Here is a 19,983-nt window from a genome sequence, read left to right on the forward strand (position 1 = left end):
CCCTCGCGAACAACTCCTTCGTGAAGCTAATTCAGCGTACGCTGAGTTCCGTGCTGATCCTCTTCTCCAGCCTCGGGGCCCACGGGCACCTGTTCCCCCTGTTACCGCTGGCCAGAGCCGCCGTGCGCGCCGGTCACCGGGTCAAGTTCGCCACCACCGGCGGCTTCCACGAGGTCCTCGCGGGCATCGGCGTCGAACCGGTCGTCGCGGGCGCCGGGATGCGCGACTTCGCGAGCCAGGTGCTGCCGCCCGGCAAGTCCCCCCGCGACCTGGCCGACGCCGAGGGCATCCCGATCATCGCCCGGCTGTTCGGCGACCTGCTCGCCCGCTCGTTCGCCACCGACGTCGCCGGGCTCATCGAGCAGGAGCGCCCCGACCTGGTGGTCCAGGAGCTGGCCAACCCCGGCGCGGGCATCGCGGCCAGGGCGGCGGGCGTTCCCGTGCTGTGCCACGGGTTCGGGCGCATGTCGACCGGCTCCGAGATGCCGAAGCTGATGGTCGGGCACCTGCGCGGCGTCGCGGCCGAGCACGGCGTGGACCTCGGCGACGTGGACGCGGACGCCGGCGACGACAGCCCGTTCCTGCTGGGCAACCCGTACCTGGACATCTGCCCGCCGTCGCTGCGGGACCCGTCGTTCAGCGTCCCCGGCACGATCCCGCTGCGGCCCGTGCCGTTCGCGACGCCGGGCGAGCTGCCCGCGATCGCCACCGCGCCCCGCGACAAGCCGCTGGTCTACCTGACCCTGGGCACCGCGTTCGGGCACGCCGAGGTGTTCCGGGCCGCGATCGACGGGCTGGCCTCGCTGGACGCGCACGTGCTGGTGGCGGCCGGTCCCGCCGTGGAGACGGCCGCGCTCGGCGAGGTGCCGGACAACGTGTCGCTGCACGCGTGGGTGCCGCAGGCGGACCTGCTGCCGCACGTGGACCTGGTGGTGCACCACGGGGGCAGCGGCACGACCATGGGCGCGCTCGGCGCGGGCGTGCCGCAGCTGGTGCTGCCGCAGGGCGCGGACCAGTTCAGCAACGCCGAGGCCGTGGTCGCGGCCGGGCTCGGCGAGCGGCTGATCGGCGACGAGGTGGCCGCCGAGGCCGTCGCGTCCGCCGCGCGCGGGCTGCTGGTCTCCGAGGAGGTCGCGGTGGCGGCGAAGGCGGTGGCGGCGGAGATCGCCGCGATGCCGTCGCCGGACGAGGTGGCGGCCCGGCTGCCCGAGCTGATCTGACGCCCTCGGGGAATCGGCCCGACGACGTGCCGATTCCCCTTGCCGCGCAACGCCTCCACCGCTCCCGCCGCACGCTCAGTCGACCCCGACCACCTGCCCGTCCGGGTCCTGCTCCGCGTCGGCCTCCGCCGGTTCGGCCCGCCGCAGCCGAACCGACGTGATCGCGTGGTGGTCCACGGCCAGGACCTCGAAGTCCCAGCCCGCCACCGCCGCCCGGTCCCCCGGCCCCTCGGGCACCAGGCCCAGCTCGACCAGGATCAGCCCGGCGACCGTCGTGTAGTCGCCCTCGGGCGGGTCGCGCAGCTCGACGCCGAGGTCCACCAGGTCGTGCACCGGGAACGTGCCCGGCAGCACCATGGCCCCGTCCTCCTCGCGGCGCACCTCCAGGATGTCCCGGTCGGTCTCGTCGTAGATCTCCCCGACGACCTCCTCCAGCAGGTCCTCCAGCGTCACGATCCCGTCGACCGCGCCGTGCTCGTCCACGACCAGCGCGAACTGCTCGCGCTCGGTCTTGAACCGGCGCAGCGCGTCCACCACGCGCAGCGAGTCCGGGAACACCACGGCCTGCCGCGCGACCTGCGTGAGCGAGACCCCGTCGTCGAGCAGGTCCCGCAGGTGCACGACGCCGACGACGTCGTCCAGGTGGCCGGTGCGCACGACGGGCGCGCGCGAGCGGCCGGACGTGACGAGCTCGGCGCGCGCCTGCGGGATCGCCATGTCCACGGGCAGCGTCACGACCTCGCGGCGCGGCACCAGGACCTCGCGCAACCGGCGGGCGTGGATCTCCAGCGCGCCGGTGATGATCTCGCGCTGCTCCGGGTTCAGGCCCTGCTGCCCGGACACCAGGTCGCTCAGCTCCTCGGGGCTGAGCTGCTCCTCGGCGGCGTCCGGGTTGCCGCCGAACAGCCGCACGACCGCGTTGGTCGACTTGCTCAGCAGCCACACCGCCGGGCGGGAGACCGCCGACAGCACGTCGAGCGGCTTGGCCACGAAGCTGGCCCACCGCAACGCGTTCTGCATCGCCAGGCGCTTGGGCGCGAGCTCGCCGAGCACCAGCGTGAAGAACGTGAGGACGATCGTGACCAGCGCCACGGCGACCGGGTCGGCCGCGCTGCCCAGGAAGTCCAGCATCGGCACCAGCGGCGCGGCGAGCGTCACGGCCGCCGCCGCCGACGCCAGGAAGCCCGCCAGGGTGATGCCGATCTGGATCGTCGCCAGGAAGCGGTTCGGGTCGCGGGCGAGCTTGACCAGCGTGCGCGCGCCGCGACCCCCCTCCCGCTCCAGGGATCTGATCTGGCCCTCCCGCAGGGAGACCAGCGCCATCTCGCTCCCGGCGAACACCGCGTTCACCAGGACCAGCACGGCCACCAGCGCCACGTTCCACCAATATCCGTCCACGCCACCCCACTCCGACCAGCGATCCGCACGGAACCGCGCAGCGACCAGCACCGAAGCGCGCAACGCGGGTGTTCTAGCCTTCAGGGCATACCCCGTACCGGTGAGGAACCCACCTGATGATCGACTGGCTGGCCACGGCCACCATCGCCGCCGCGCTGCTCGCGGCGGGGTGGGCGGTGCTGCTGGCGGTGCTGAACAAGCCGCTGACGCTGGAGGACTGGACGACGCTCGGCGTGGCGGCCCTGGTGGTGTCGCAGGAAGTGGCGCTCCTCGCGCAGACGGTGATCGGGGCGGTGCTGCTGGCGGGCGGCGGGCACGAGGCGGTGTCGGGGGCGACGTTCTTCGGCTACCTGCTGACCGCGTTGCTGCTGCTGCCGCTGGCCGGGTTCTGGTCGATCGTGGACCGGTCGCGGTCGGGGGCGGCGGTGCTGGCGGTCGGGTGCCTGACGACGGCGGTCATGGTGGTGCGGCTGAACCAGATCTGGGCCGGTCATGCCTGAGCGGGAGGGGCGGTCCGGGGTGGGCGCGGGTGACGGGGAGAGCGGTTCGGCGGCGAGCCGGTTCGCGGCCAGGGTGTCGGCGAGGCGGGGCGCGGGGTCGGGGTCGGGGCCCGGCGGCGAGCCGCTGACGTTGGCGCAGCGCACCAGGAGCGGTCCGGGCAGCGTGCTGATCGCGGTGTACGGGATCTTCGCGCTGGCGGCGACGGCCAGGTCCGCGCTGCAGATCACGACGAAGTTCTCGCACGCCCCGCTGGCCTACTCGCTGTCGGCGTTCGCCGCGGTGGTGTACGTGGTGGCGACGGTGATGCTGGTGCGCGGCGACGGCGCGTCCCGGCGGGTGGCGTTCGCGTCGTGCGCGGTGGAGCTGGTGGGCGTGCTGGTGATCGGCGCGCTGAGCGTGCTGGAGCCGTCGTGGTTCCCGGAGGCCACGGTGTGGTCGGACTTCGGCGGGGGTTACGGCTACGTGCCGCTGGTGCTGCCGGTGCTGGGGCTGCTGTGGTTGAGGCGGACCCGGCGTGGCTGAGCACACCCTGCTCCGGCTGAGGCCGGCTCCCGAGTGGGTCACCGGTCCGCTGTGGCCGAGCTGGTCGGACGAGGAGTTCCCCGGCAACGAGCCGCCGGAGCGGCTGGCGGGCTTCGGCGCGGGCCCCGACCCGGTGGCGGCCGTGGCGGCGTGGGACGACGAGTACCAGGCCGTCTACCTGCCGGACGACCCGGCGAGCTCGGAGTTCCCGGAGGGCGCCCACGACCCGTGGGCGGAGCGCGGCGCGGAGCTGGCCGCGCGGCTGGCGGCGCTGCTGGGCGTGCCGGTGGAGCTGCGGACCCGGGAGAGGCCACCGGAGCTCTTCAGGGCGTGATCAACCGCAGATCCGCCCGATGACCTCGTCGAGCGGGATGGGCGCTTCGAGCACGTCCAGCGTCCCGCCGTGGCTGCGCACGACCGGCAGCCAGCGCGACGAGACGATAACCCGCTCCCCCGACTCGACGGCCGCGCGGAGCACGACGGGAACGGTCAGCGAGGCGGGCACGCGGTGTCCCCCGGTATCAGCGCGCCCGTGATCCGGGCGCGGGCGCACACCCGGCCCGCCGGTAGCGGAGGCCATCCCCATCCGCTCCGCCCCACGTCAGCCTCCGGCAGTCCCGAACCGCGCCAGCACCCGGCAAAAACTAGCGCCGCCCCGTCTTCCCCACCCGACGTGGAAGACCCTACTATCTAGCGGTCTGCTAGCTGGCAATCTGAACCTGTCACAACGCCAGCTCTCTCCACCGGAGGTCATGGTAGTGCCACGAATGCAGCCGCCCCACGCGGTGACGCCTCCTGGAGGACCTTCGCCCGACAGCCCCGAGGTGGCCATCAGCTATATCCACGAACCGCTGGGCGAGCGGCTGGCCAAACGCGTCGTGCGCCTGCTGGAGGCGAACAGGATGTCGCCCAAGTGGGACAGGCAGCTCCAGAACCCCACGTCACTGCCCCAGTGGATGGGCAGCGTCCTGGAGCACAGCATCATCATCTGCGTCCTGTCCCCGAAGTACGTCAAGTACTTCTGCTGCGAAGGCGCTCCCGAGCACCGGGGTGTGCAGTTCGAGGCGAGGCTGATCGTGCAACGGCTCTACGGGCACGACCACTCGGACAGGTGCCCGGTGATCCCCGTGGCCACGCCCGACTTCTCCATCGACGACATGCCCTTCATCCTGAAGCCGCTGCGCGTCACCCGCCTCGCCGAGAACAGCGACGCAGGGGCGAACGAGCTGCTGGCCAGGGTGCGCGACGCCGCGCGGAACAGCTCGACGAACCCTAGGTCCGCGAAGGCCCGGTTACCGATGCCAAAAGAGAGCCACAGCCTGGATGTGATGCTGGAGACCGTCAGCCCGACCGCGCCCCTCGCACACGACCTGGTCCGCAGGTGGTGCAAGAGCCTCGGTGAGGACGAGCGGGCCACCCCCTGGGCCTTCCCCGCCGCGGAGAGCATCATCAAGGCGGTCGGCGACGTGGAGCTAATGCGGCACGCCGCCGAGCGGTGCCTCGAACTCGTCGAGCCGCACGAGGACGGGCAGCGGCTGCGGGCCGAGATCCTGATCTCCGGCCGGACCTGGTACCTCAGGGCGCAGAACGAGCACAACCGTGCGGCGTGGTCCGCGCGCGAGGGCGTCGACCTCGCAGAGTCGCTAGGCGACGAGGTGCTCGTGGCCAGGGGCAAGCGTGCCCTGGCGAAGATCCACCGAAGGCTGGCAGAGCGGGCCTGGGGCCCCTGTCGCCGGGAGCACCTGGGGGTCGCGGTGCAGCTGGCGCGCGAGTCGCTGACCACGTTCGAGCGGATCGACCCGCACGGCGACGAGGTGGCGCTGTGCCGGTCCACGCTCGCCAAGGTGCTGTCCGTCCGCTTCGGCAGTGGGTGGCGACGGTCGCTGCTGCGGTGGGCGGAGGCCCACGCGGCCAGGGCCGCGGGGGAGATCGGCCCCGATCCGAGACGCGCCAGGTACGACGTGGAGATACTGCGCGCCGAGATCGCCACCGGGCGCCGGAAGTTCACCGAGGCCGCGCGCATCCTCGACGGGGTCGTCGCCGAGCTGACGCCCCGCGCGGCGACCAGCGGTTCCTGCGAGGAGCTGCTGGCACGGGCGCTGCTCGCCCGAGTGGTGCTGGGGCGCAAGGCGAACCGGCTCCCCAGCGACCGGGACCTCCGCGAGGCGCAGGAGGCCTTCACCCGGCTCGGGCTGCCCGGCCCGGTCGCGGAGTGCCGGTGGCTGGCGCACGCTTCGGCACGCGCCCTGCCCGCCGGGATCGTGCGTCAGGTGGAGCGGTGGTGCCCCGACCCCGCGCTGCGGGTCCGGGTGGCGCAGGCCTGGGAGCACGAGCGGCAGATCGGGGGGCGGCGCAGGCTGAGCGGCCGGGACTGGCAGGCGCTCGTGTCGCGGATACGGCGGCAGGAGGAGGGCTAGTCCACCGGGGTTCCCGGTGGAGCGGTGGAACGCGCCCGGTCCGCATCGGCTAGGCGGTGCTGCTCCTCGTAGAGCAGCACCGCCCGGCGCAGGGCGGCACGCGCGCCTTCCGCGTCGCCCCGCTCCGCCAGCGCGAGGCCCAGGTGCTCCAGGATCGCCGCCTCGTAGAAGTGGTGCTCGCCCTCGGCGCAGAGTTCGAGCGCGTCCTGGTAGGCGCGCACAGCCGCGTCACCGCGTCCCGTCCGCTGCTCGATGAACCCCAGGTTGTCCAGCGCGACCAGGCGCCCGCTCTTGTTGTCCGCGCGCCGGTGCGCCCGCAGAGCGGCCTCGCAGCACCGTCGCGCCTCGACCAGCTCGCCCAGCTCGGCGTGGCACCTGGCCATGGCGTTCAGCGCGTGTCCCTCCCCCGCGAGGTGCCCGGCCATCGCGTACAGCACCCGCGCCCGTCCCGCGTCGCGCAGCGCGCCCGCCTGGTCGTCCAGCCTGGCCCGCACCCTGGCCAGGTCGTGGTGGGTGTGCGCGGCTTCCAGCGGGTCACCGAGCCGGTCGGCCAGCACCGCGGTGGCCTCCAGCTCCACCAGGGCCTCACCGAGCAGCTCGACCCTGGTCAGGGCGCGCCCGAGCTGGCGGTGCGCCAGCACCCGGCCTTTGAGGTGTCCGAGGCGGTCCGCGGCGAGCGCGCCACCGGACGCGGTGGCCAGGTTCTCCCGGAGCCGGGAGCGGCGGTGGTGGTAGGTGTCGAGGGCGCGGGAGAGCTGGAAGGCGTGCTCGTCCCAGTGGCGTTCCAGTGCCGTCTCATACGCGGTGAGGAGCTGGGAGTGCTCCTCGGCGAACCAGCGCAGCGCGGCCTCCTCGTCGGGCAGCGGCACCGGCTCCGGCTCGTCGACCGGGGTCAGGACGTCGGTACTCGCGCGATGCGGGTACAGCAGGAGGTCGGCGCGGTGGGCGGTGCGCGCGTAGTGGTCGACGCACCCCCTAGCGGCCTCCTCGGCCTCGCCAGCCCACGCGCTCAGCTCGCAGCCGAAGAGCTTGAGCAGCGCGTGCGCGGTGTACCGGCCGGGGGTGCGCTGCCACAGCAGGTTCCGCACCTCCAGGGCGCGCAGCAGCTTGGTCGCGTCCCCAGGGGAGGCGCGGAGCGTCCAGCCGAGCGCGTGGGCGGTCACTTCCTCGGCGGGCACAGCTCCAACGGCCCGGAACGCCCGCGCGGTCTGCGCGTCGAGCGCCTCGTACGACCAGGACAGCACCGCCCGCAGGCCGCCGCCCGACTCCCCCGTCTCCAATGCGTCGAGCCTGCGTCGCACGTCGCCCAGCTCGTCGGCCAGCACGGACAGGTCGAACTCCGGGTTCTCCGCAGCGCGCGCGGCCACGATGGCCAGCGCCAGTGGCAGTCCGGCACAGCAGTCCAGGAAGACCTCGACCGAGGCGGGGTCGGCCTCCACCGCGTCGCCGAGGTAGCGGGCCAGCAGCGTGAGCGAGTCCGACCTGCCCAGCGGGGCGAGCCGGTGGACGACCGCGCCGAGCATCCGCAACCCGGACAGCCTGCTGCGGCTGGTGACAAGCACGGCGCAGGTCGCGGCACCGGGGAGTAGCGGCTCGACCTGCGCCGTGCCGGTGGCGTTGTCCAGCACCACGACCATCCGGCGTCCGGCGATCGCGCCCCGGTAGAGCGCGGCCACCGAGGCGACGTCGCCCTTCGCGGCGGCGGAGGGCACGACGCCGAGCGCGGCGAGGAATCCCAGGAGCACCGGCAGCACGGGAGCTCCCAGCGGCCCGCCGCCGCCGAGGTCGGCGAACAGCTGGCCGTCCGGGAAGGCGTCCGCGTTGCGGTGCGCCCAGTTCAGTGCGAAGGCGGTCTTGCCGGTGCCTGGTCCACCCTCGACGACCAGCAGGGCGACTTCCCCGTTCTCGGCCGCACGTCGGGCGGCGGCGTCGAACTCGCGCAGCGCGGTCTCGCGACCGACCAGCCAGCGCGGTGACGCAGGCAGCTGCCTGACCGGTTCGAGCGAGCGCTCGGCGCCCCGGTGGAAGTTGATGTCGCCCGCCACGTACCCGGCCTGCACCACCGATCCGACGGTGGCACGGCTCAACGAGTTGCGGCTCGCGCGGGGACCGGGATCCCTCTCACCCGGTGCGCCGCTCACGAATCGGCGGCGCGTCCCGCCTTGAACGCGCTCCAGGCGCCCGCCGGGAAGTCGAGCCGCTCCCCGAGCCTGTTGCGCGAGCACCGGACCAGCACCCGGTCGTCCTTCAGGGCGAGCTCGACGCACATGGTCTTCGTCGGGTCCGGCCCGCTCGCCGTGCTCTTGGCCCACACCAGTCCTCGGTCGTCCACCCCGACCAGGTGCGGCTTTCCCGTTCGCTCCATCGCAGCCCCCTCCTTGAGCCGTCCTGCCACTGCCCGTGGTTGTGAGCGGCCACGCCGAAGAGCGGCGGAACACTTCCACGGGCACGGGGCAGTCGCCGACGCAGGCACTGGGTGAATTACAGCACCAGGCCGCCCACGACCCCTACCGCCGGTTGAGGGAACAATCATTCAGCAAGGCAGTCGCCCCCGAACCGCACGGGGACCCGCAACGCAATTCTGCGGACAACTCTACCTCACGGAGAAACGTTAGGCTCCGTACGCTTCTGGGAGCAGAAAAAGAGAGCACCATCAAACAGCAGGGCACTGCGCGATCAAATCTTCCAAGAGTTTCAGACTTTCCTCCGGTTTCAGCGACATCCGGACTATCTCCTCAAAGCGCTCCAGGTATTCGACCGCCTCAGCACCGACCTCCCGGACAGCGAAATCCTTGAACTCCTCCTCGAACACCAGGACATGATCACCGTCAGGGGGCATTTCGAGCACGGTGAAGGATTTCTGCAAACCTGGGTGCAGACCGGAAGAAAAGGGGAGGATGCGCAGCGAGACGTTCGACATGGCGGAGACCTCATGCAACCGCTGGAGCTGCCTGAGCGTGGTCACCGCGTCGCCGAACGACCTGCGCACGATGGCCTCGTCCAGCACGAAGTGCATCTCGGGCCCGTCCTCGACCATGATCCTCCGACGCTGCTCGCGGATCTCCACACCGAGCCGGACCGCTTCCGACGACAACCTGATGTGTCGCGCCAGCGCCTCCACGTAACCGGAGGTCTGGAGCAATCCGGGAAGCATCTGCGACTGGAACTGCCTGATCCTCGTCGCGGACGCCTCGTAACCGACGAGCACGAAGAGCTGAGGGTCCAGGAATTTGCGGTACTTGGTCCACCAGGCGCTCTTGCGGCTCTCCCTGGCCATCACCGCCAGTTTTTCCACCCGTTGGGGGTCACTCACCCCGTAGAGGGCGAGCAGCGCTCTCAGGTCGGTGACCCCCACATTGCTCATCCCCCCCTCGATGCGGATCATCTTCGAGATGGACCATTCCAGCCGTTCGGCCGCCTGCTTCTGCGTGACACCCGCAGCCTCCCGAAGCTTGCGCAGCTCCGCCCGAAGTCTGAGCTGATGCACGATGGGCGTGTCCCGCTGAGTCAATGAACCTCCTCCGTGACCCGGCATATTGCCACATGGCACATGACGACCTTGCGATAGAACACATGCACGATACGGCACGTCATAGCGAAAGTATGCGTTCCGGTAGAGTTCAGTTGACGTCCACGCGCCTTGGACTACCCGACAGCGGGATGTTGACCGCATCACTGTCACTTTCAGTGACAACCAACCGCTTTGGCTACACTTGAGGCTGAACCTTGCAAGCAGGTCAGCAAGGCGTTCGACGAATTCGACGCATAGATCTGCGCGACCGAGAGTTACCAACCAGTACCAGCAGGAGCCGCTGGTATTTTCAAGTGATTTTCGCCACGAAAGTTCCACTTTAGCGAAAACTGAGTAGTTGAACGGGCGCGCTCCGTCTCGAATGGACGGGAAACCGCACCACTGCGCTAGTCACAACCATAACAGGGGTGGGGCCGGACCATGTCGAACCCCCACCCGATCCGCGACCGGCGAAGAGCGCCACGCACGTGTCACCGCTCCGACGTGGTTCCGGAACTCGCCGCGCGGTCCGGTCGTCGGGCATTCGGCGGCAAGCGCTCCCGACGTCCCCACATGTCGCCGCACCGCGCCCGGCTTCCCCGGTCGGCGCGTTTCGGCGGCGATTCCCGACAAGCCCTGTGAGGTCCTGACACCGGGTTCCCCGCGCACCCCATGGTTAGGATCGGCGCTCATGGACCGCGATGCGTACTGGGCCCTGGTCGAACGAGCGCGGGCCGCCGCGGGGGAGTTCGCGGGGGACCGCGACCTGCGCGAGGACCCGCTGCCCGACGCGGTCGTGGCCCAGCTCGGGGCGTTGTCCGCCGAGGAGCTGGTCGAGTTCTCCCTGCGGCACGGCGAGGTCGTGGACAGCGCTTACCGGTGGCCGCTGTGGCACGCCGCCTACCTGATCGAGGGCGGGTGCGGGGACGACGGGTTCGCGGACTTCCGCGACGGGCTGGTGCTCCAGGGGCGCGCGGTGTTCGAGGCGGCGGTGGCCGACCCGGACTCGTTGGCGGACCTGCCGGTGGTGCTGCGCATGGCGCGGGAAGGCGGCGGGTGGCTCGGGTACGAGTCGATGAGCCACCTGGTGCGCGACGCGTGCAAGCGGGCGCGGGGGGAGAGCGACTCGCTGCTCGCGGCGGTGGCCGAGCGGCGCGGGGCGGTGGCGCGGCGCAAGCCCGACGGCGAGCGGTGGGACGTGGAGGACCAGGCCGAGAACCGGGTGCGACTCCCCCGGCTCGCGGAGCTGTTCGAGTCGTGACCTGCGGTGACCGCCGCACCGGACGGCGGTCACCCGCGAGTGGGGGTCAGGGCAGCGGGTCCAGGACGAACACCGGGATCTCCCGCTCGGTCTTGCGCTGGTAGTCGGCGTAGTCGGGGAACGCGGCGACGGCCCGCTCCCACCACTGGGCCTTCTCGTCGCCGGTCACCTCGCGGGCCACGTACTCCTTGCGGACCGGCCCGTCCTGCAGCTCGACCTGCGGGTGGGCGACCACGTTGTGGTACCAGACGGGGTGCTTGGGCGCGCCGCCGAGCGAGGCGACGATCGCGTACCGGCCGTCGTGCTCGACGCGCATCAGCGGCGACTTGCGGATCTTGCCGGACTTGGCGCCCAGGGTGGTCAGCACGATCACCGGCATCCCGCGCAGCGTGGTGCCCTCGGTGCCGCCCGAGCTCTCGTACAGCTCGACCTGGTCGCGCACCCACTTCTCGGGGCTCGGGTCGTACTCGCCGGACAGGGGCATCGTCTCGTCCTCCGGGGTGGTGCGGTCACGGGGCGTGGTCACCGGGAGCGGTGCGCCCGTCGCTTAGTGTGGCGCGTCCGGTGATCACCCGCACAGCGGCGCGCGCGGCGGTCCGTGAGCGGCCGTGATCAGCGCGGACTAGGCTTCCCGGCATGGCCAGGTACCTCGACGTCCACCCGGTGAACCCCCAGCGGCGCGCCATCGACCAAGCGGTCGAGGTGGTGCGGGCGGGCGGGTTGATCGCCTACCCGACGGACTCCTGCTACGCGCTCGGCTGCCAGCTGGGCAACAAGGAGGGCCTGGACCGGATCAGGCAGATCCGGAACCTGGACGACAAGCACCACTTCACCCTGGTGTGCCGGGACTTCGCGCAGCTGGGCCAGTTCGCGTACGTGGAGAACGCGGCGTTCCGCGCGATCAAGGCCGCGACGCCGGGCAGCTACACGTTCATCCTGTCGGCGACCCGCGAGGTGCCGAGGCGGCTGCTGCACCCGAAGAAGAAGACGGTCGGCGTGCGCATCCCGGACAACGCGGTGGTGCAGGCCCTGCTGGAGGCGCTGGGCGAGCCGCTGCTGTCGAGCACGCTCCTGCTGCCCGACCAGGAGGAGCCGCTGGTGCAGGGGTGGGAGATCAAGGAGCGGCTGGACCACGTGGTGGACGCCGTCCTGGACTCCGGCGACTGCGGCACCGAGCCGACGACGGTGGTGGACTTCTCCAGCGGCGAGGCCGAGGTGCTGCGGGTGGGGGCGGGGGACCCCAGTCGCTTCGAGTAGGGCCGGACGGCCCGTCCCGGCTGGGGCGGTTGTCGCAGCCAGGGGCCGCCGATCATCCTCGGACGGGTCGCCCCCGTGGCCGGTCGGATCACCGGCCCGTGCCGCAGGTGAACGGCTCCGGTGCGACGCCGATCGGTTTCCCCGGTGTCGAGCCGAGTGGCGCGGAGCCGGTTGGCGCGCCTGCGGAACGCCCCTCGGCGACCACCCCGCAGGCCCCGGCCGGGACGACCGCGCCGCGCGCGGACGCGCCCCCGTCGACGGGCGCGCCGACCCCCGTCCCGGACCTGGTCGCGGCGAGCGTGTACTACAGCGGCGACGTGGTGTTCCGCAGCCTGAACCTGGACCGCCGGCCGCCGGTGGACGTGCCCGAGCACAACGTCTACCGGATCACCGAGAACCGCCTGTACGGCGACGACACCTACCAGCTCCAGCCGTGGCCGGGCAGCACCGCCCCAAGCCGGGCCGAGTGCGCCGCAGCCGTGGGCGACTCCCCCAAGCGCGACGCCGAGCACCTCCAGCCGGGCAGCCTGGTGTGCGGCAAGACCCCGGAGGGCCGCCTGTTCCGCATCGAGGTCCTGTCCCTGACCCCGTCCGAGATCACCGCCCGCCTCGTCGTGTGGGACCGCTGACCGCACGCGCAGGTTCGACCGGCGAGGGGCGCCCGCGTCCGCACGCCGCCCGGCCAGCCGCCCCGCCCCCGACTGGCACGATCCACACGCCCGGACCAGGATCACCCCCGTGGTGCTGGACTTCCTCCGCGACCTTCCGCCCGCCCTCGTGCTGGCGCTCGTCTTCGCCCTCCCCGCGCTGGAGGCGTCGACCATGCTCGGCGTCGTCTTCCCCGGTGAGGTCGCCGTGCTGGTCGGCGGGGCGGTCGCGCACTCCGGTGGGGCGCCGCTCTGGGCGGTGCTGGTGGCTGCGGTCAGCGGGGCGGTCATCGGGGACGTCACCGGGTACCTCGTCGGCCGCCGGTACGGGCACCGGATGGTCAAGCTGCTGCCCGAGCGGCTGGTCAAGCCCGAGCACCTGGCCAAGGCCGAGGAGCTGCTGCGCCGCCGGGGCGGGGTGGCGGTGTTCGTGGGGCGGTTCACGGCGCTGCTGCGGGCGCTGGTGCCCGCGCTCGCCGGGATGAGCCGGGTGCCGATCCGGACGTTCCTGCTGTTCAACGCCCTCGGCGGGGTGCTCTGGGCGTCCGGGGTCGCGCTGCTGGGGTACGGGGCGGGCGCGAGCCTGCAGCTGGCCGAGCACCGGCTCGGGCTGGTCGGCGAGATCGTGCTGGGCGTGCTGGTGGTGGCGGGCGCGGCGGCGTACCTGTGGCGGCGCAAGGCGCACCGGTCGTGAGGGTCCGAAGTGGACACGCCGGTGGCGCGACCCCGAACTCTGGGACGACGATCACTCTCCGTGAGTCCCATCGGCCCGTAAACTGAGCGGCGATGCGCACCACACGCCGTCGCCTCGCCGCGCTCGCACTGGCCTTCCTGCTGCTCCCGCTGGTCGTCTTCGTCAGCGACCGCCCCAAGGCGCCACCGCTCGGGCCACCCGACGACGCGCCCACCGCCATGGTCTCGCTCGGTGACAGCACGCTGTCCGGCGAGGGCGCGGGCGACTACGTCGACGACACCGACGGCCAGAACGAGAACTGGTGCCACCGCTCGAAGCACGCCGAGGTGTTCCAGATGCCGTCGGTGGCCGTGGACGAGGTGTTCAACCTGGCCTGCTCGGGCGCGAACGCCGCGCGCGTGGGCATCACCGACCAGATCGGCAACACCGAGGGCTCGCAGGCGCTCCAGCTCGGCCGGATCGCCCGCACCCACCGGGTGACCACGATCGTGCTGGCCGTGGGCGCGAACGACGACCCGCGCTTCTCCGACGTGCTCGGCCAGTGCCTGCGCGCCTGGTTCGAGCGCCGCGACGACTGCTCGCGGCTGCTCACGGAGGACTGGCGCGGGCGCGTGGAGCGGATGGTGCCGAAGGTCGAGAAGGCCGTGCGGGACGTGCGCCGGGTGCTGGACGAGGCCGGGTACTCGGTGGGGTCGTACGAGCTGGTGATGCAGTCCTACGCGTCGCCGGTGACCCCGGACATGTCGCCGTCGCTGCAGAACCTGTCCGGGTGCCCGCTGCGCAGCGGTGACATGCGGTGGGTGCGGGACGTGGCGGTGGGCGAGCTGTCGGACGCGGTGCGCAGGGTGGCGACGTCGTCGGGCGCGCGCTTCCTGGACCTGTCGCGGGCGGGGCGCGGTCACGAGGCGTGCTCGGGCGGCGACTCCAGCGACGACGAGTGGTTCACCCGGCTCGTGGTGGACTTCGACGGGCTGCGGGACGAGGCGCGGGCGCGGCACGCGCTGCAGGAGTCGTTCCACCCCAACGCGCGCGGGCACGCGGCGTTCGGCGGGTGCATGGCGGAGTTCCTGGGCGCGAACACCCGGTACGGGGCGTGCGAGCCGAACGACGACGGCGGGTTGGACCTGGTGCTGGAGCAGGACTAGCGGGACGACCGGGGAACCACCCGATCTCGCGCATCACCTGCCCGGTCTCGTCCGACCGGACCTCCACCGACAACCCCCTAGTCCAGGTACCAGACGACCCGGACCGCGTCCGGGGCGACGTCGCGCAGTTCCGCGCACACCTCGTGCTCCACCACGAGCCCGGTGGCGCGGCAGAGCCGGTCGTCGGCGTCGAGCGGCCCCCGGTGCGCGAAGCCCCGTGCCGCGAGGCGTTCGCGGGCCACCTCGGGGGCGCGGTCGCCGGTCACCCGCGCTTGCCGGGCGCAGCCGCCGGAACCGCACAGCGGCTCCCCCTCCTCCACCCGCAGCACGGCCAGCGCGGGCGCCACGCCCTCGTCGCCGGGCGGGGCCTCCAGCCTGGTGAGCCCGAGGAACCCGAGGAGCAGGAACCCGAGCGCCGCCACGCCCGTCAACCGCCACCCGTGGACAGGCTGCCGCCCCGCCCGCGCGCCGACCACGCACACCACCGCCGTGACCAGCGGGTGGAGCCAGAGCACCTCGGCGGCGGACGGCGCCCAGCCCCCGGAGAGCCCCAGGCCGGGCGCCACCACGAACCACACCAGCAGCCCCAGCAGCACCAGCGCGACGACCACCCCGACCCGCCGGGGCCCGGTCCACGAGCCGCACCACAGCAGCAGCGGCGCCACGCCGAACAGCCCGACCGGCGGGCCGTCCCACGGGAACACCGCCAGGGCCAGCCCCACCACGATCAGGACCAGCCGCCACCGGCGCCCAGCCGAGAACACGCGCGCCACCACCGGGCCATCATCCCGATCTCCCACCGGGCGCCGCGTCGGGGGCTCACCCCGATCCGTCGACCAGTCCGGCCTCGTGGGCGAGGACCCCGGCCTGGGTGCGGTTGCGGCAGTCGATCTTCACGAGCATCCGGGACACGTAGCTCTTCACCGTCGCCTCGGACAGGAACAGCTCGCGCGCGATGTCCGCGTTGGACAGCCCCCGGCCCAGGCGGGTCAGCACCTCCAGGTCCCGCTCGCTCAACGCGCGCAGCCTGACCCTGGCGTCCGCGTCGCGCCGCCGCCCCGCCGACGAGGCGGCGACCAGCCGGGCGGTGGCCGCCGGGGACAGCACGGTGTGCCCGGCCGCCGCCACCCGGACCAGCTCGACCAGGTCGTGGGGCGCGGTGGTCTTGAGCAGGAACCCCGCCGCGCCCGCGCGCAGCGCCGCGAGCACGTGGCCGTCGGTGTCGAAGGTGGTGAGCACGACGACCGGGGGCGGGTCGGGCAGGGCGGCGATCCGCCCGGTGGCGGCGAGCCCGTCGACCCCCGGCATCCGCAGGTCCATCAGCACCAGGTCGGGTCGGTGCCGGACGACCGCCTCCACCGCCTCCGCGCCGTCCTGCGCCTCGGCGACCACCTCGACGTCGTCCGCGCCACCGAGGATCACCCGCAGGTGCGCGCACACCATCGGCTCGTCGTCCACGACGACCACCCTGATCATCCGGCCTCCCCCCGCGTCGGCACGTGCGCGGGCAGCGTCGCGCCGACCAGGTAGCCGCCGCCGGGTTCCGGGCCCGCGCGCAGGGCGCCGCCGCTCAGCTCGACCCGCTGCGCGAGCCCGAGCAGCCCGGTTCCCGACCCGCTGCCCGCCAGCGCGCGGTCGGGCGCCCGGTCCGGCGCGCCGTTGGCGACGCGCACGTCGACCCCGTCGGGCCGGTAGGAGATCGTCACGGCCACCTCGGCGCCGGGGGCGTGCTTGCGCGCGTTCGTCAATGACTCCTGCACCACCCGGTACGCGGTGCGCAGGACCGTCGGCTCGATCCGGCCGGGGTCGCCGTCGACGTGGCACGAGACCGACTCGCCGACCGCGCGCGCCTCGGCGACCAGCGCCCTCGGGTCGGGCGCGGGCGGGTGCTCGGGACCGGCGGGCCGGGCGGGGCCACCCACCGGCGTCCCGTCCGCGCCCCGGAGCACCCCGAGCAGGTCCCGCAGCTCGGCCAGCGCGCTGACGCCCGTGACCCGGATGTCCTCGGCGGCGGCGCGCGCGGCGGGATCGGTCGACCCGACGCCCAGCGCGCCGGCGTGCAGCACCATCAGCGTGAGCCGGTGGGTGACCACGTCGTGCATCTCCTCGGCGAGCCGCCGCCGCTCCTGCGCCGCGGCCCGCTCGGCGAGCAGCAGCCGCTCGCGCTCGGCCCGCTCGGCCCGCTCCCGCAGCGAGTCGACCAGCTCCCGGCGGGCCCGCAGGTAGAGCGCGGCCAGCGCGGGCAGCACCGTGTTGACGACACCGAGCGGGGTGGTCTCCCAGCTCGGGTCCCACGGCGTGGAGCCCAGCACGGCGAGCGCCCCGATCAGCGCGAACGCGTGGCGCCGGTCGGTCAGCCGGACCAGGTTCACCACGATCGCGGGCGTGGCGTGCGGCAGCACCGCGTGCGTCGCGGGGTCCACCGGGGTGAGCAGGCCGGGGGCGAGCTCGGCCGAGCCGAGCGTGAGCGCCGCGACGGTCAGCGCCCAGCACGCGACCGGCGCCGGGTGGCGGGCCAGGAGCAGCAGCGACGCGTCCACGGACAGCTGCAGGAGCAGCGCGGCGCGCGGCCCGGCCCATCCGGTGGTCGGCGGGCCCGCGCCGTGGACGGCCAGGTCGAGCGCTCCGAAGAGCACGACCGCGAGCACCAGCCACGGCAGGTCGCTCCGGTTCGCCCTCACCCCGGTCACGGTATAGCCGATCGGGTGCGGTTCCGGGCGGCGCGCAACTTTGGTGGATCGGGGTGTCCACCTCCTCGGCTTACCGGGCGGCGGCGTGGCGCGGTGCACTCGGGGCATGGCGAAAGCGGGGATCTCCAGGAGAACGGCGTTGCGAGCGGGAGCGGCTGCGGGTGGCGCGGCACTGGCCGGGGGCAGCGGGGTGGCGCTGGCCGGGGGCAGGCGGGTTCGGGGCGGGGTGACGACGTTCGTGGTGGTCACCGGCGCGAGCGGCGCGCCCGGCGGGATCGACGCGCTGTCGCTGCGCGGGCACCGCACCGTCGGGGTGCCGCTGCCGGGGCACCGCGCCACCGACGCCCAGTTCGCGCTCGACCACCAGTGCCCGCAGGACCCGGCGTCGCTGGCGACCCGACCGTCGCCGCTGGCCGGGATCGGGCTGGACGACTACGCCGAGGCCGCGATCCGGGTCGTCCGCGCGGTCGCCGGGTTCGGCCCGGTGGTGCTCTACGGCGGCAGCATGGGCGGCGCGGTGCTGAACCGGGTCGGCAACGCCGTGCCGCACCTGGTCGACCGGATGGTCTACGACACCGCGTTCTGCTGCGTGGACCTGGCGTGCCCCGAGGACTACCTGGCCACCCCGGAGGGGTCCACGAGCCTGGCGGGCGCGCTGGCAGACCTGGTGGTGGCCGACCCGGCGGTGATCGGCGCGGTGCGGGTGAACTACCGCACCGCCGACCGCGAGGCGCTGGCCGGGCTGAAGGAGCTGCTGATGGCGGGCGCGGACGACGCGGAGTTCCACGGGGCGCTCGCGCACCTGCACCCGGACGAGTCGCTGACGGTGGGGCGGGAGGACTCGCGGGTGCGGGCGGACACCTGGGGGCGCGTCCCGCGCACGTTCATCCGGCACACCGAGGACCGGATGATCCCGCTCGCGCTGCAGGACCGGATGATCGCCGAGGCCGACCGGCTGACCCCGCGCAACCGGTTCGACGTGCGGACCGTGCGGGCGGGGCACCAGGCGACCGAGGAGGAGTTCCAGCGGATCGTGGGCGTCCTGGACGGGCTGCCGGAGTGCCGCCGCTGAGCTCCCTCCGCGCCGGGGGGTGCGGAGCGGGGCTCTTGTCGGTGATGTCCGTGCGGCGGAGGATCACCCCGTTGGTCCGTTCGGGGGGGTGTTGGGGTGGCGGCAGGTCGGGTCGTGGGCCAGCCGCCGATCACCATCCAGATTCCCGACGAGCCGGAGGTGCCGTTCGACCCGACCAACCCCGGCTAGCCCTCCCCCCGCCAGCACCGGGACCAGGCCGGGCGGACCGGGGTGGACGAGGGCGAGCAGCACCGGCCAGCAGGCGCGGGCCGCGCCGGACGCCCGCCGGTGGTCCGACGATCGTGGCGGTCCAGGTGGTGGACTCGAGGCGGATGGACGCGGGGAGCAGGTCGGCGGCGGGCAGGAGGCCCTTGAGGTGGGCGCCGGACGCGGCCTGGAAGGTGATGTCGGCGGTGGCGACCAGGGCCACGCTCGACCCGTGCGCGGCCCACAACCACCCGAACCGCGCGCCCGCAGCTCCCCCATCGCCGCGAAGGGGATCGGGCCAGGGCTCACAGCAACCCCAGGACCTCCCCCGCCGTCCAGAACGGCGTGGTCCCCGCCAGGTGCGCGGCGACCCGCTCCGGTGGCCAGGACCAGGTCTCCCGCAGGCCCCCAGCCAGCATCCTCAGGTACGCCGCGCTCGGCCTGGTGTGCCGGACCTCGTCGGCCCGCCACGGTGCGGTGAACGTCAGCGCCGGGAAGCCGTCCACCTCGCCGACCAGCACCAGGGTCTCGTACCGGCCCGGTCCCAGCTCCGCCCGCCCGGTCGCCAGCACGCCCGACAGGTCCAGGTCCTCCCCCGGCTCGCGGTACATCTCCTGCGCCGCCACGTCCGAGAACTGGCCGACCGTCACCAGGTACGCCCGACCCGCCGCGACCCCCGGCAGCGACGGGTCGTAGAACGCCCTCCCGCCGTCCCACACCGGCGAGTGCGTGGTGAAGTACACCCCTCCGGGCAGCTCCCACGGGCGGTCGGCGCGCGGGGGCGTCGGGTCGCGGCAGCCGGGGTAGGCGCGCGCCGCGCCGGGCGGGGTGCCGCCGGACAGGTAGCAGCCGAACCTCCCCGCGTGCAGGTTCGACCCGTAGCTCACGTACCAGACGAGCCCGACCACTCGTCCTCCAGCAGCGCGTACACGTACACGTCGCCCCACTCGCCCTTGAACACCTCGCAGTGCCGGAAGTGCGCCTCCCTGCGCATCCCCAGCTTCTCCATCACCCGCCACGACGCCGTGTTCCTCGGATCGCACTGCGCGACCACCCGGTGCAGCCCCAGCTCCTCGAAGGCCAGGCGCAGCAGCACCTCCGACGCCTCGACGGCGATCCCCCGCCCGTGGTGGCCGGGGTGCAGGACGTAGCCGATCTCGCCCTGCCGGTTCGCCTCGCTCAGCCACTTCAGCACGACCTCGCCGACGACCTCGCCGTCCAGCTCGACCGCCAGCGACAGGTCCTCCCCCGCCTTCGACGGCCACGGCACGGCGGCCTTCGTCATCAGCTGGTCGGCGCTGTCCTCCAGCGTGCGCGGCCCGCCGTACAGGTAGCGCACGACGTCCTCGCGCGACTGCCACGAGTGCAGCGCCTCAAGGTCCAGCCCGGTGAAGGGGCGCAGCAGCAGGCGTTCGGTCCTGATCGGGTAGTCGGGTGCCAC

22 protein-coding genes are annotated in these 19,983 nt (G+C 73.2%); 11 read left to right on the top strand and 11 right to left on the bottom strand.

Annotated elements, in window-relative coordinates:
* The first annotated feature begins 50 nt into the window (after positions 1 to 50).
* Positions 51 to 1,220: a glycosyltransferase gene (locus AMIR_RS24715; RefSeq protein WP_015803689.1), complete on the top strand. Its 1,170-nt coding sequence runs from the start codon at positions 51 to 53 to the stop codon at positions 1,218 to 1,220.
* 75 nt (positions 1,221 to 1,295) lie between these two features.
* On the opposite strand, the gene AMIR_RS24720 is transcribed toward AMIR_RS24715, so the two are convergent.
* Entirely contained in the window at positions 1,296 to 2,618 is a 1,323-nt protein-coding gene (locus AMIR_RS24720; RefSeq protein WP_015803690.1) for a hemolysin family protein, read from the bottom strand.
* Between the two features lie 116 nt (positions 2,619 to 2,734).
* Between AMIR_RS24720 and AMIR_RS24725 the strand changes: the two genes are divergently transcribed.
* The 3 genes from AMIR_RS24725 to AMIR_RS24735 are packed head-to-tail and all read left to right on the top strand — an operon-like array spanning position 2,735 to position 3,975.
* Entirely contained in the window at positions 2,735 to 3,118 is a 384-nt protein-coding gene (locus tag AMIR_RS24725; RefSeq protein WP_015803691.1) for a hypothetical protein, read from the top strand.
* Positions 3,111 to 3,641: a hypothetical protein gene (locus AMIR_RS24730; protein ID WP_015803692.1), complete on the top strand. Its 531-nt coding sequence runs from the start codon at positions 3,111 to 3,113 to the stop codon at positions 3,639 to 3,641. The genes AMIR_RS24725 and AMIR_RS24730 overlap by 8 nt, the downstream gene beginning before the upstream one ends.
* A complete protein-coding gene (locus AMIR_RS24735; RefSeq protein WP_015803693.1) occupies positions 3,634 to 3,975 on the top strand; it encodes a hypothetical protein in 342 nt (113 codons plus the stop codon). The genes AMIR_RS24730 and AMIR_RS24735 overlap by 8 nt, the downstream gene beginning before the upstream one ends.
* Here AMIR_RS24735 and AMIR_RS40585 read toward each other — a convergent pair whose 3' ends face one another.
* Positions 3,976 to 4,146, bottom strand: a complete 171-nt coding sequence (locus AMIR_RS40585; protein ID WP_015803694.1) for a hypothetical protein — start codon at positions 4,144 to 4,146, stop codon at positions 3,976 to 3,978.
* 319 nt (positions 4,147 to 4,465) lie between these two features.
* On the opposite strand from AMIR_RS40585, the gene AMIR_RS24740 reads away from it, so the two are divergent.
* Positions 4,466 to 6,058 (top strand): hypothetical protein, encoded by a 1,593-nt coding sequence (locus AMIR_RS24740; protein WP_041837001.1) that lies wholly within the window; start codon positions 4,466 to 4,468, stop codon positions 6,056 to 6,058.
* Here the strand turns inward: AMIR_RS24740 and AMIR_RS24745 are convergent.
* The 3 genes from AMIR_RS24745 to AMIR_RS24755 form a co-directional block, all read right to left on the bottom strand.
* Positions 6,055 to 8,121 carry a tetratricopeptide repeat protein gene (locus tag AMIR_RS24745; protein ID WP_049796965.1) on the bottom strand — a complete coding sequence of 689 codons (2,067 nt, stop codon included), beginning with the start codon at positions 8,119 to 8,121 and terminating at the stop codon, positions 6,055 to 6,057. The genes AMIR_RS24740 and AMIR_RS24745 overlap by 4 nt on opposite strands.
* Positions 8,122 to 8,195: 74 nt before the next feature.
* Entirely contained in the window at positions 8,196 to 8,423 is a 228-nt protein-coding gene (locus tag AMIR_RS39555; RefSeq protein WP_015803697.1) for a DUF397 domain-containing protein, read from the bottom strand.
* A 288-nt stretch (positions 8,424 to 8,711) separates the two neighbouring features.
* A complete protein-coding gene (locus AMIR_RS24755) occupies positions 8,712 to 9,569 on the bottom strand; it encodes a helix-turn-helix domain-containing protein (protein WP_015803698.1) in 858 nt (285 codons plus the stop codon).
* Between the two features lie 691 nt (positions 9,570 to 10,260).
* Between AMIR_RS24755 and AMIR_RS24760 the strand changes: the two genes are divergently transcribed.
* A complete protein-coding gene (locus tag AMIR_RS24760) occupies positions 10,261 to 10,830 on the top strand; it encodes a DUF4240 domain-containing protein (protein ID WP_015803699.1) in 570 nt (189 codons plus the stop codon).
* A 46-nt stretch (positions 10,831 to 10,876) separates the two neighbouring features.
* Here AMIR_RS24760 and AMIR_RS24765 read toward each other — a convergent pair whose 3' ends face one another.
* Entirely contained in the window at positions 10,877 to 11,314 is a 438-nt protein-coding gene (locus tag AMIR_RS24765) for a nitroreductase family deazaflavin-dependent oxidoreductase (RefSeq protein ID WP_015803700.1), read from the bottom strand.
* Between the two features lie 152 nt (positions 11,315 to 11,466).
* Here AMIR_RS24765 and AMIR_RS24770 point away from each other — a divergent pair, with 152 nt between their 5' ends.
* The 4 genes from AMIR_RS24770 (at position 11,467) to AMIR_RS24785 (ending at position 14,573) form a co-directional block, all read left to right on the top strand.
* On the top strand, positions 11,467 to 12,087 hold the full coding sequence (locus AMIR_RS24770; RefSeq protein WP_015803701.1) for an L-threonylcarbamoyladenylate synthase: 621 nt from the start codon (positions 11,467 to 11,469) through the stop codon (positions 12,085 to 12,087).
* Between the two features lie 98 nt (positions 12,088 to 12,185).
* Positions 12,186 to 12,716 (top strand): hypothetical protein, encoded by a 531-nt coding sequence (locus AMIR_RS40590; RefSeq protein WP_015803702.1) that lies wholly within the window; start codon positions 12,186 to 12,188, stop codon positions 12,714 to 12,716.
* Positions 12,717 to 12,825: 109 nt separating this feature from the next.
* Positions 12,826 to 13,428, top strand: coding sequence for a DedA family protein (locus tag AMIR_RS24780; RefSeq protein ID WP_015803703.1), 603 nt, complete (start codon positions 12,826 to 12,828; stop codon positions 13,426 to 13,428).
* A gap of 92 nt (positions 13,429 to 13,520) precedes the next feature.
* Positions 13,521 to 14,573, top strand: a complete 1,053-nt coding sequence (locus AMIR_RS24785; protein ID WP_015803704.1) for a GDSL-type esterase/lipase family protein — start codon at positions 13,521 to 13,523, stop codon at positions 14,571 to 14,573.
* A gap of 77 nt (positions 14,574 to 14,650) precedes the next feature.
* Here AMIR_RS24785 and AMIR_RS24790 read toward each other — a convergent pair whose 3' ends face one another.
* The 3 genes from AMIR_RS24790 to AMIR_RS24800 are packed head-to-tail and all read right to left on the bottom strand — an operon-like array spanning position 14,651 to position 17,263.
* The gene (locus AMIR_RS24790) at positions 14,651 to 15,337 is read right to left on the bottom strand and encodes a hypothetical protein (RefSeq protein ID WP_143760878.1); all 687 of its coding nucleotides are present in this window, start codon (positions 15,335 to 15,337) and stop codon (positions 14,651 to 14,653) included.
* 55 nt (positions 15,338 to 15,392) lie between these two features.
* Positions 15,393 to 16,049, bottom strand: a complete 657-nt coding sequence (locus tag AMIR_RS24795) for a response regulator (RefSeq protein ID WP_015803706.1) — start codon at positions 16,047 to 16,049, stop codon at positions 15,393 to 15,395.
* Positions 16,046 to 17,263, bottom strand: coding sequence for a sensor histidine kinase (locus AMIR_RS24800; protein WP_015803707.1), 1,218 nt, complete (start codon positions 17,261 to 17,263; stop codon positions 16,046 to 16,048). The genes AMIR_RS24795 and AMIR_RS24800 overlap by 4 nt, the downstream gene beginning before the upstream one ends.
* A gap of 106 nt (positions 17,264 to 17,369) precedes the next feature.
* Here AMIR_RS24800 and AMIR_RS24805 point away from each other — a divergent pair, with 106 nt between their 5' ends.
* The gene (locus AMIR_RS24805; RefSeq protein ID WP_143760880.1) at positions 17,370 to 18,335 is read left to right on the top strand and encodes an alpha/beta fold hydrolase; all 966 of its coding nucleotides are present in this window, start codon (positions 17,370 to 17,372) and stop codon (positions 18,333 to 18,335) included.
* A 512-nt stretch (positions 18,336 to 18,847) separates the two neighbouring features.
* Here the strand turns inward: AMIR_RS24805 and AMIR_RS24810 are convergent.
* A complete protein-coding gene (locus AMIR_RS24810) occupies positions 18,848 to 19,450 on the bottom strand; it encodes a hypothetical protein (protein ID WP_015803709.1) in 603 nt (200 codons plus the stop codon).
* Positions 19,426 to 19,983, bottom strand: coding sequence for a GNAT family N-acetyltransferase (locus AMIR_RS24815; RefSeq protein ID WP_015803710.1), 558 nt, complete (start codon positions 19,981 to 19,983; stop codon positions 19,426 to 19,428). The genes AMIR_RS24810 and AMIR_RS24815 overlap by 25 nt, the downstream gene beginning before the upstream one ends.

The organism is Actinosynnema mirum DSM 43827 (genome assembly GCF_000023245.1).
Classification (GTDB): domain Bacteria; phylum Actinomycetota; class Actinomycetes; order Mycobacteriales; family Pseudonocardiaceae; genus Actinosynnema; species Actinosynnema mirum.

Bases quoted from the DNA above. Each gene is read 5' to 3' on its own strand.
- AMIR_RS24785 (WP_015803704.1), top strand. From the start codon at position 13,521: ATGCGCACCACACGCCGTCGCCTCGCCGCGCTCGCACTGGCCTTCCTG.
- AMIR_RS24795 (WP_015803706.1), bottom strand. From the start codon at position 16,049: ATGATCAGGGTGGTCGTCGTGGACGACGAGCCGATGGTGTGCGCGCAC.
- AMIR_RS24765 (WP_015803700.1), bottom strand. From the start codon at position 11,314: ATGCCCCTGTCCGGCGAGTACGACCCGAGCCCCGAGAAGTGGGTGCGC.
- AMIR_RS24730 (WP_015803692.1), top strand. From the start codon at position 3,111: ATGCCTGAGCGGGAGGGGCGGTCCGGGGTGGGCGCGGGTGACGGGGAG.
- AMIR_RS24725 (WP_015803691.1), top strand. From the start codon at position 2,735: ATGATCGACTGGCTGGCCACGGCCACCATCGCCGCCGCGCTGCTCGCG.
- AMIR_RS24770 (WP_015803701.1), top strand. From the start codon at position 11,467: ATGGCCAGGTACCTCGACGTCCACCCGGTGAACCCCCAGCGGCGCGCC.
- AMIR_RS24760 (WP_015803699.1), top strand. From the start codon at position 10,261: ATGGACCGCGATGCGTACTGGGCCCTGGTCGAACGAGCGCGGGCCGCC.
- AMIR_RS24805 (WP_143760880.1), top strand. From the start codon at position 17,370: ATGGCGAAAGCGGGGATCTCCAGGAGAACGGCGTTGCGAGCGGGAGCG.
- AMIR_RS39555 (WP_015803697.1), bottom strand. From the start codon at position 8,423: ATGGAGCGAACGGGAAAGCCGCACCTGGTCGGGGTGGACGACCGAGGA.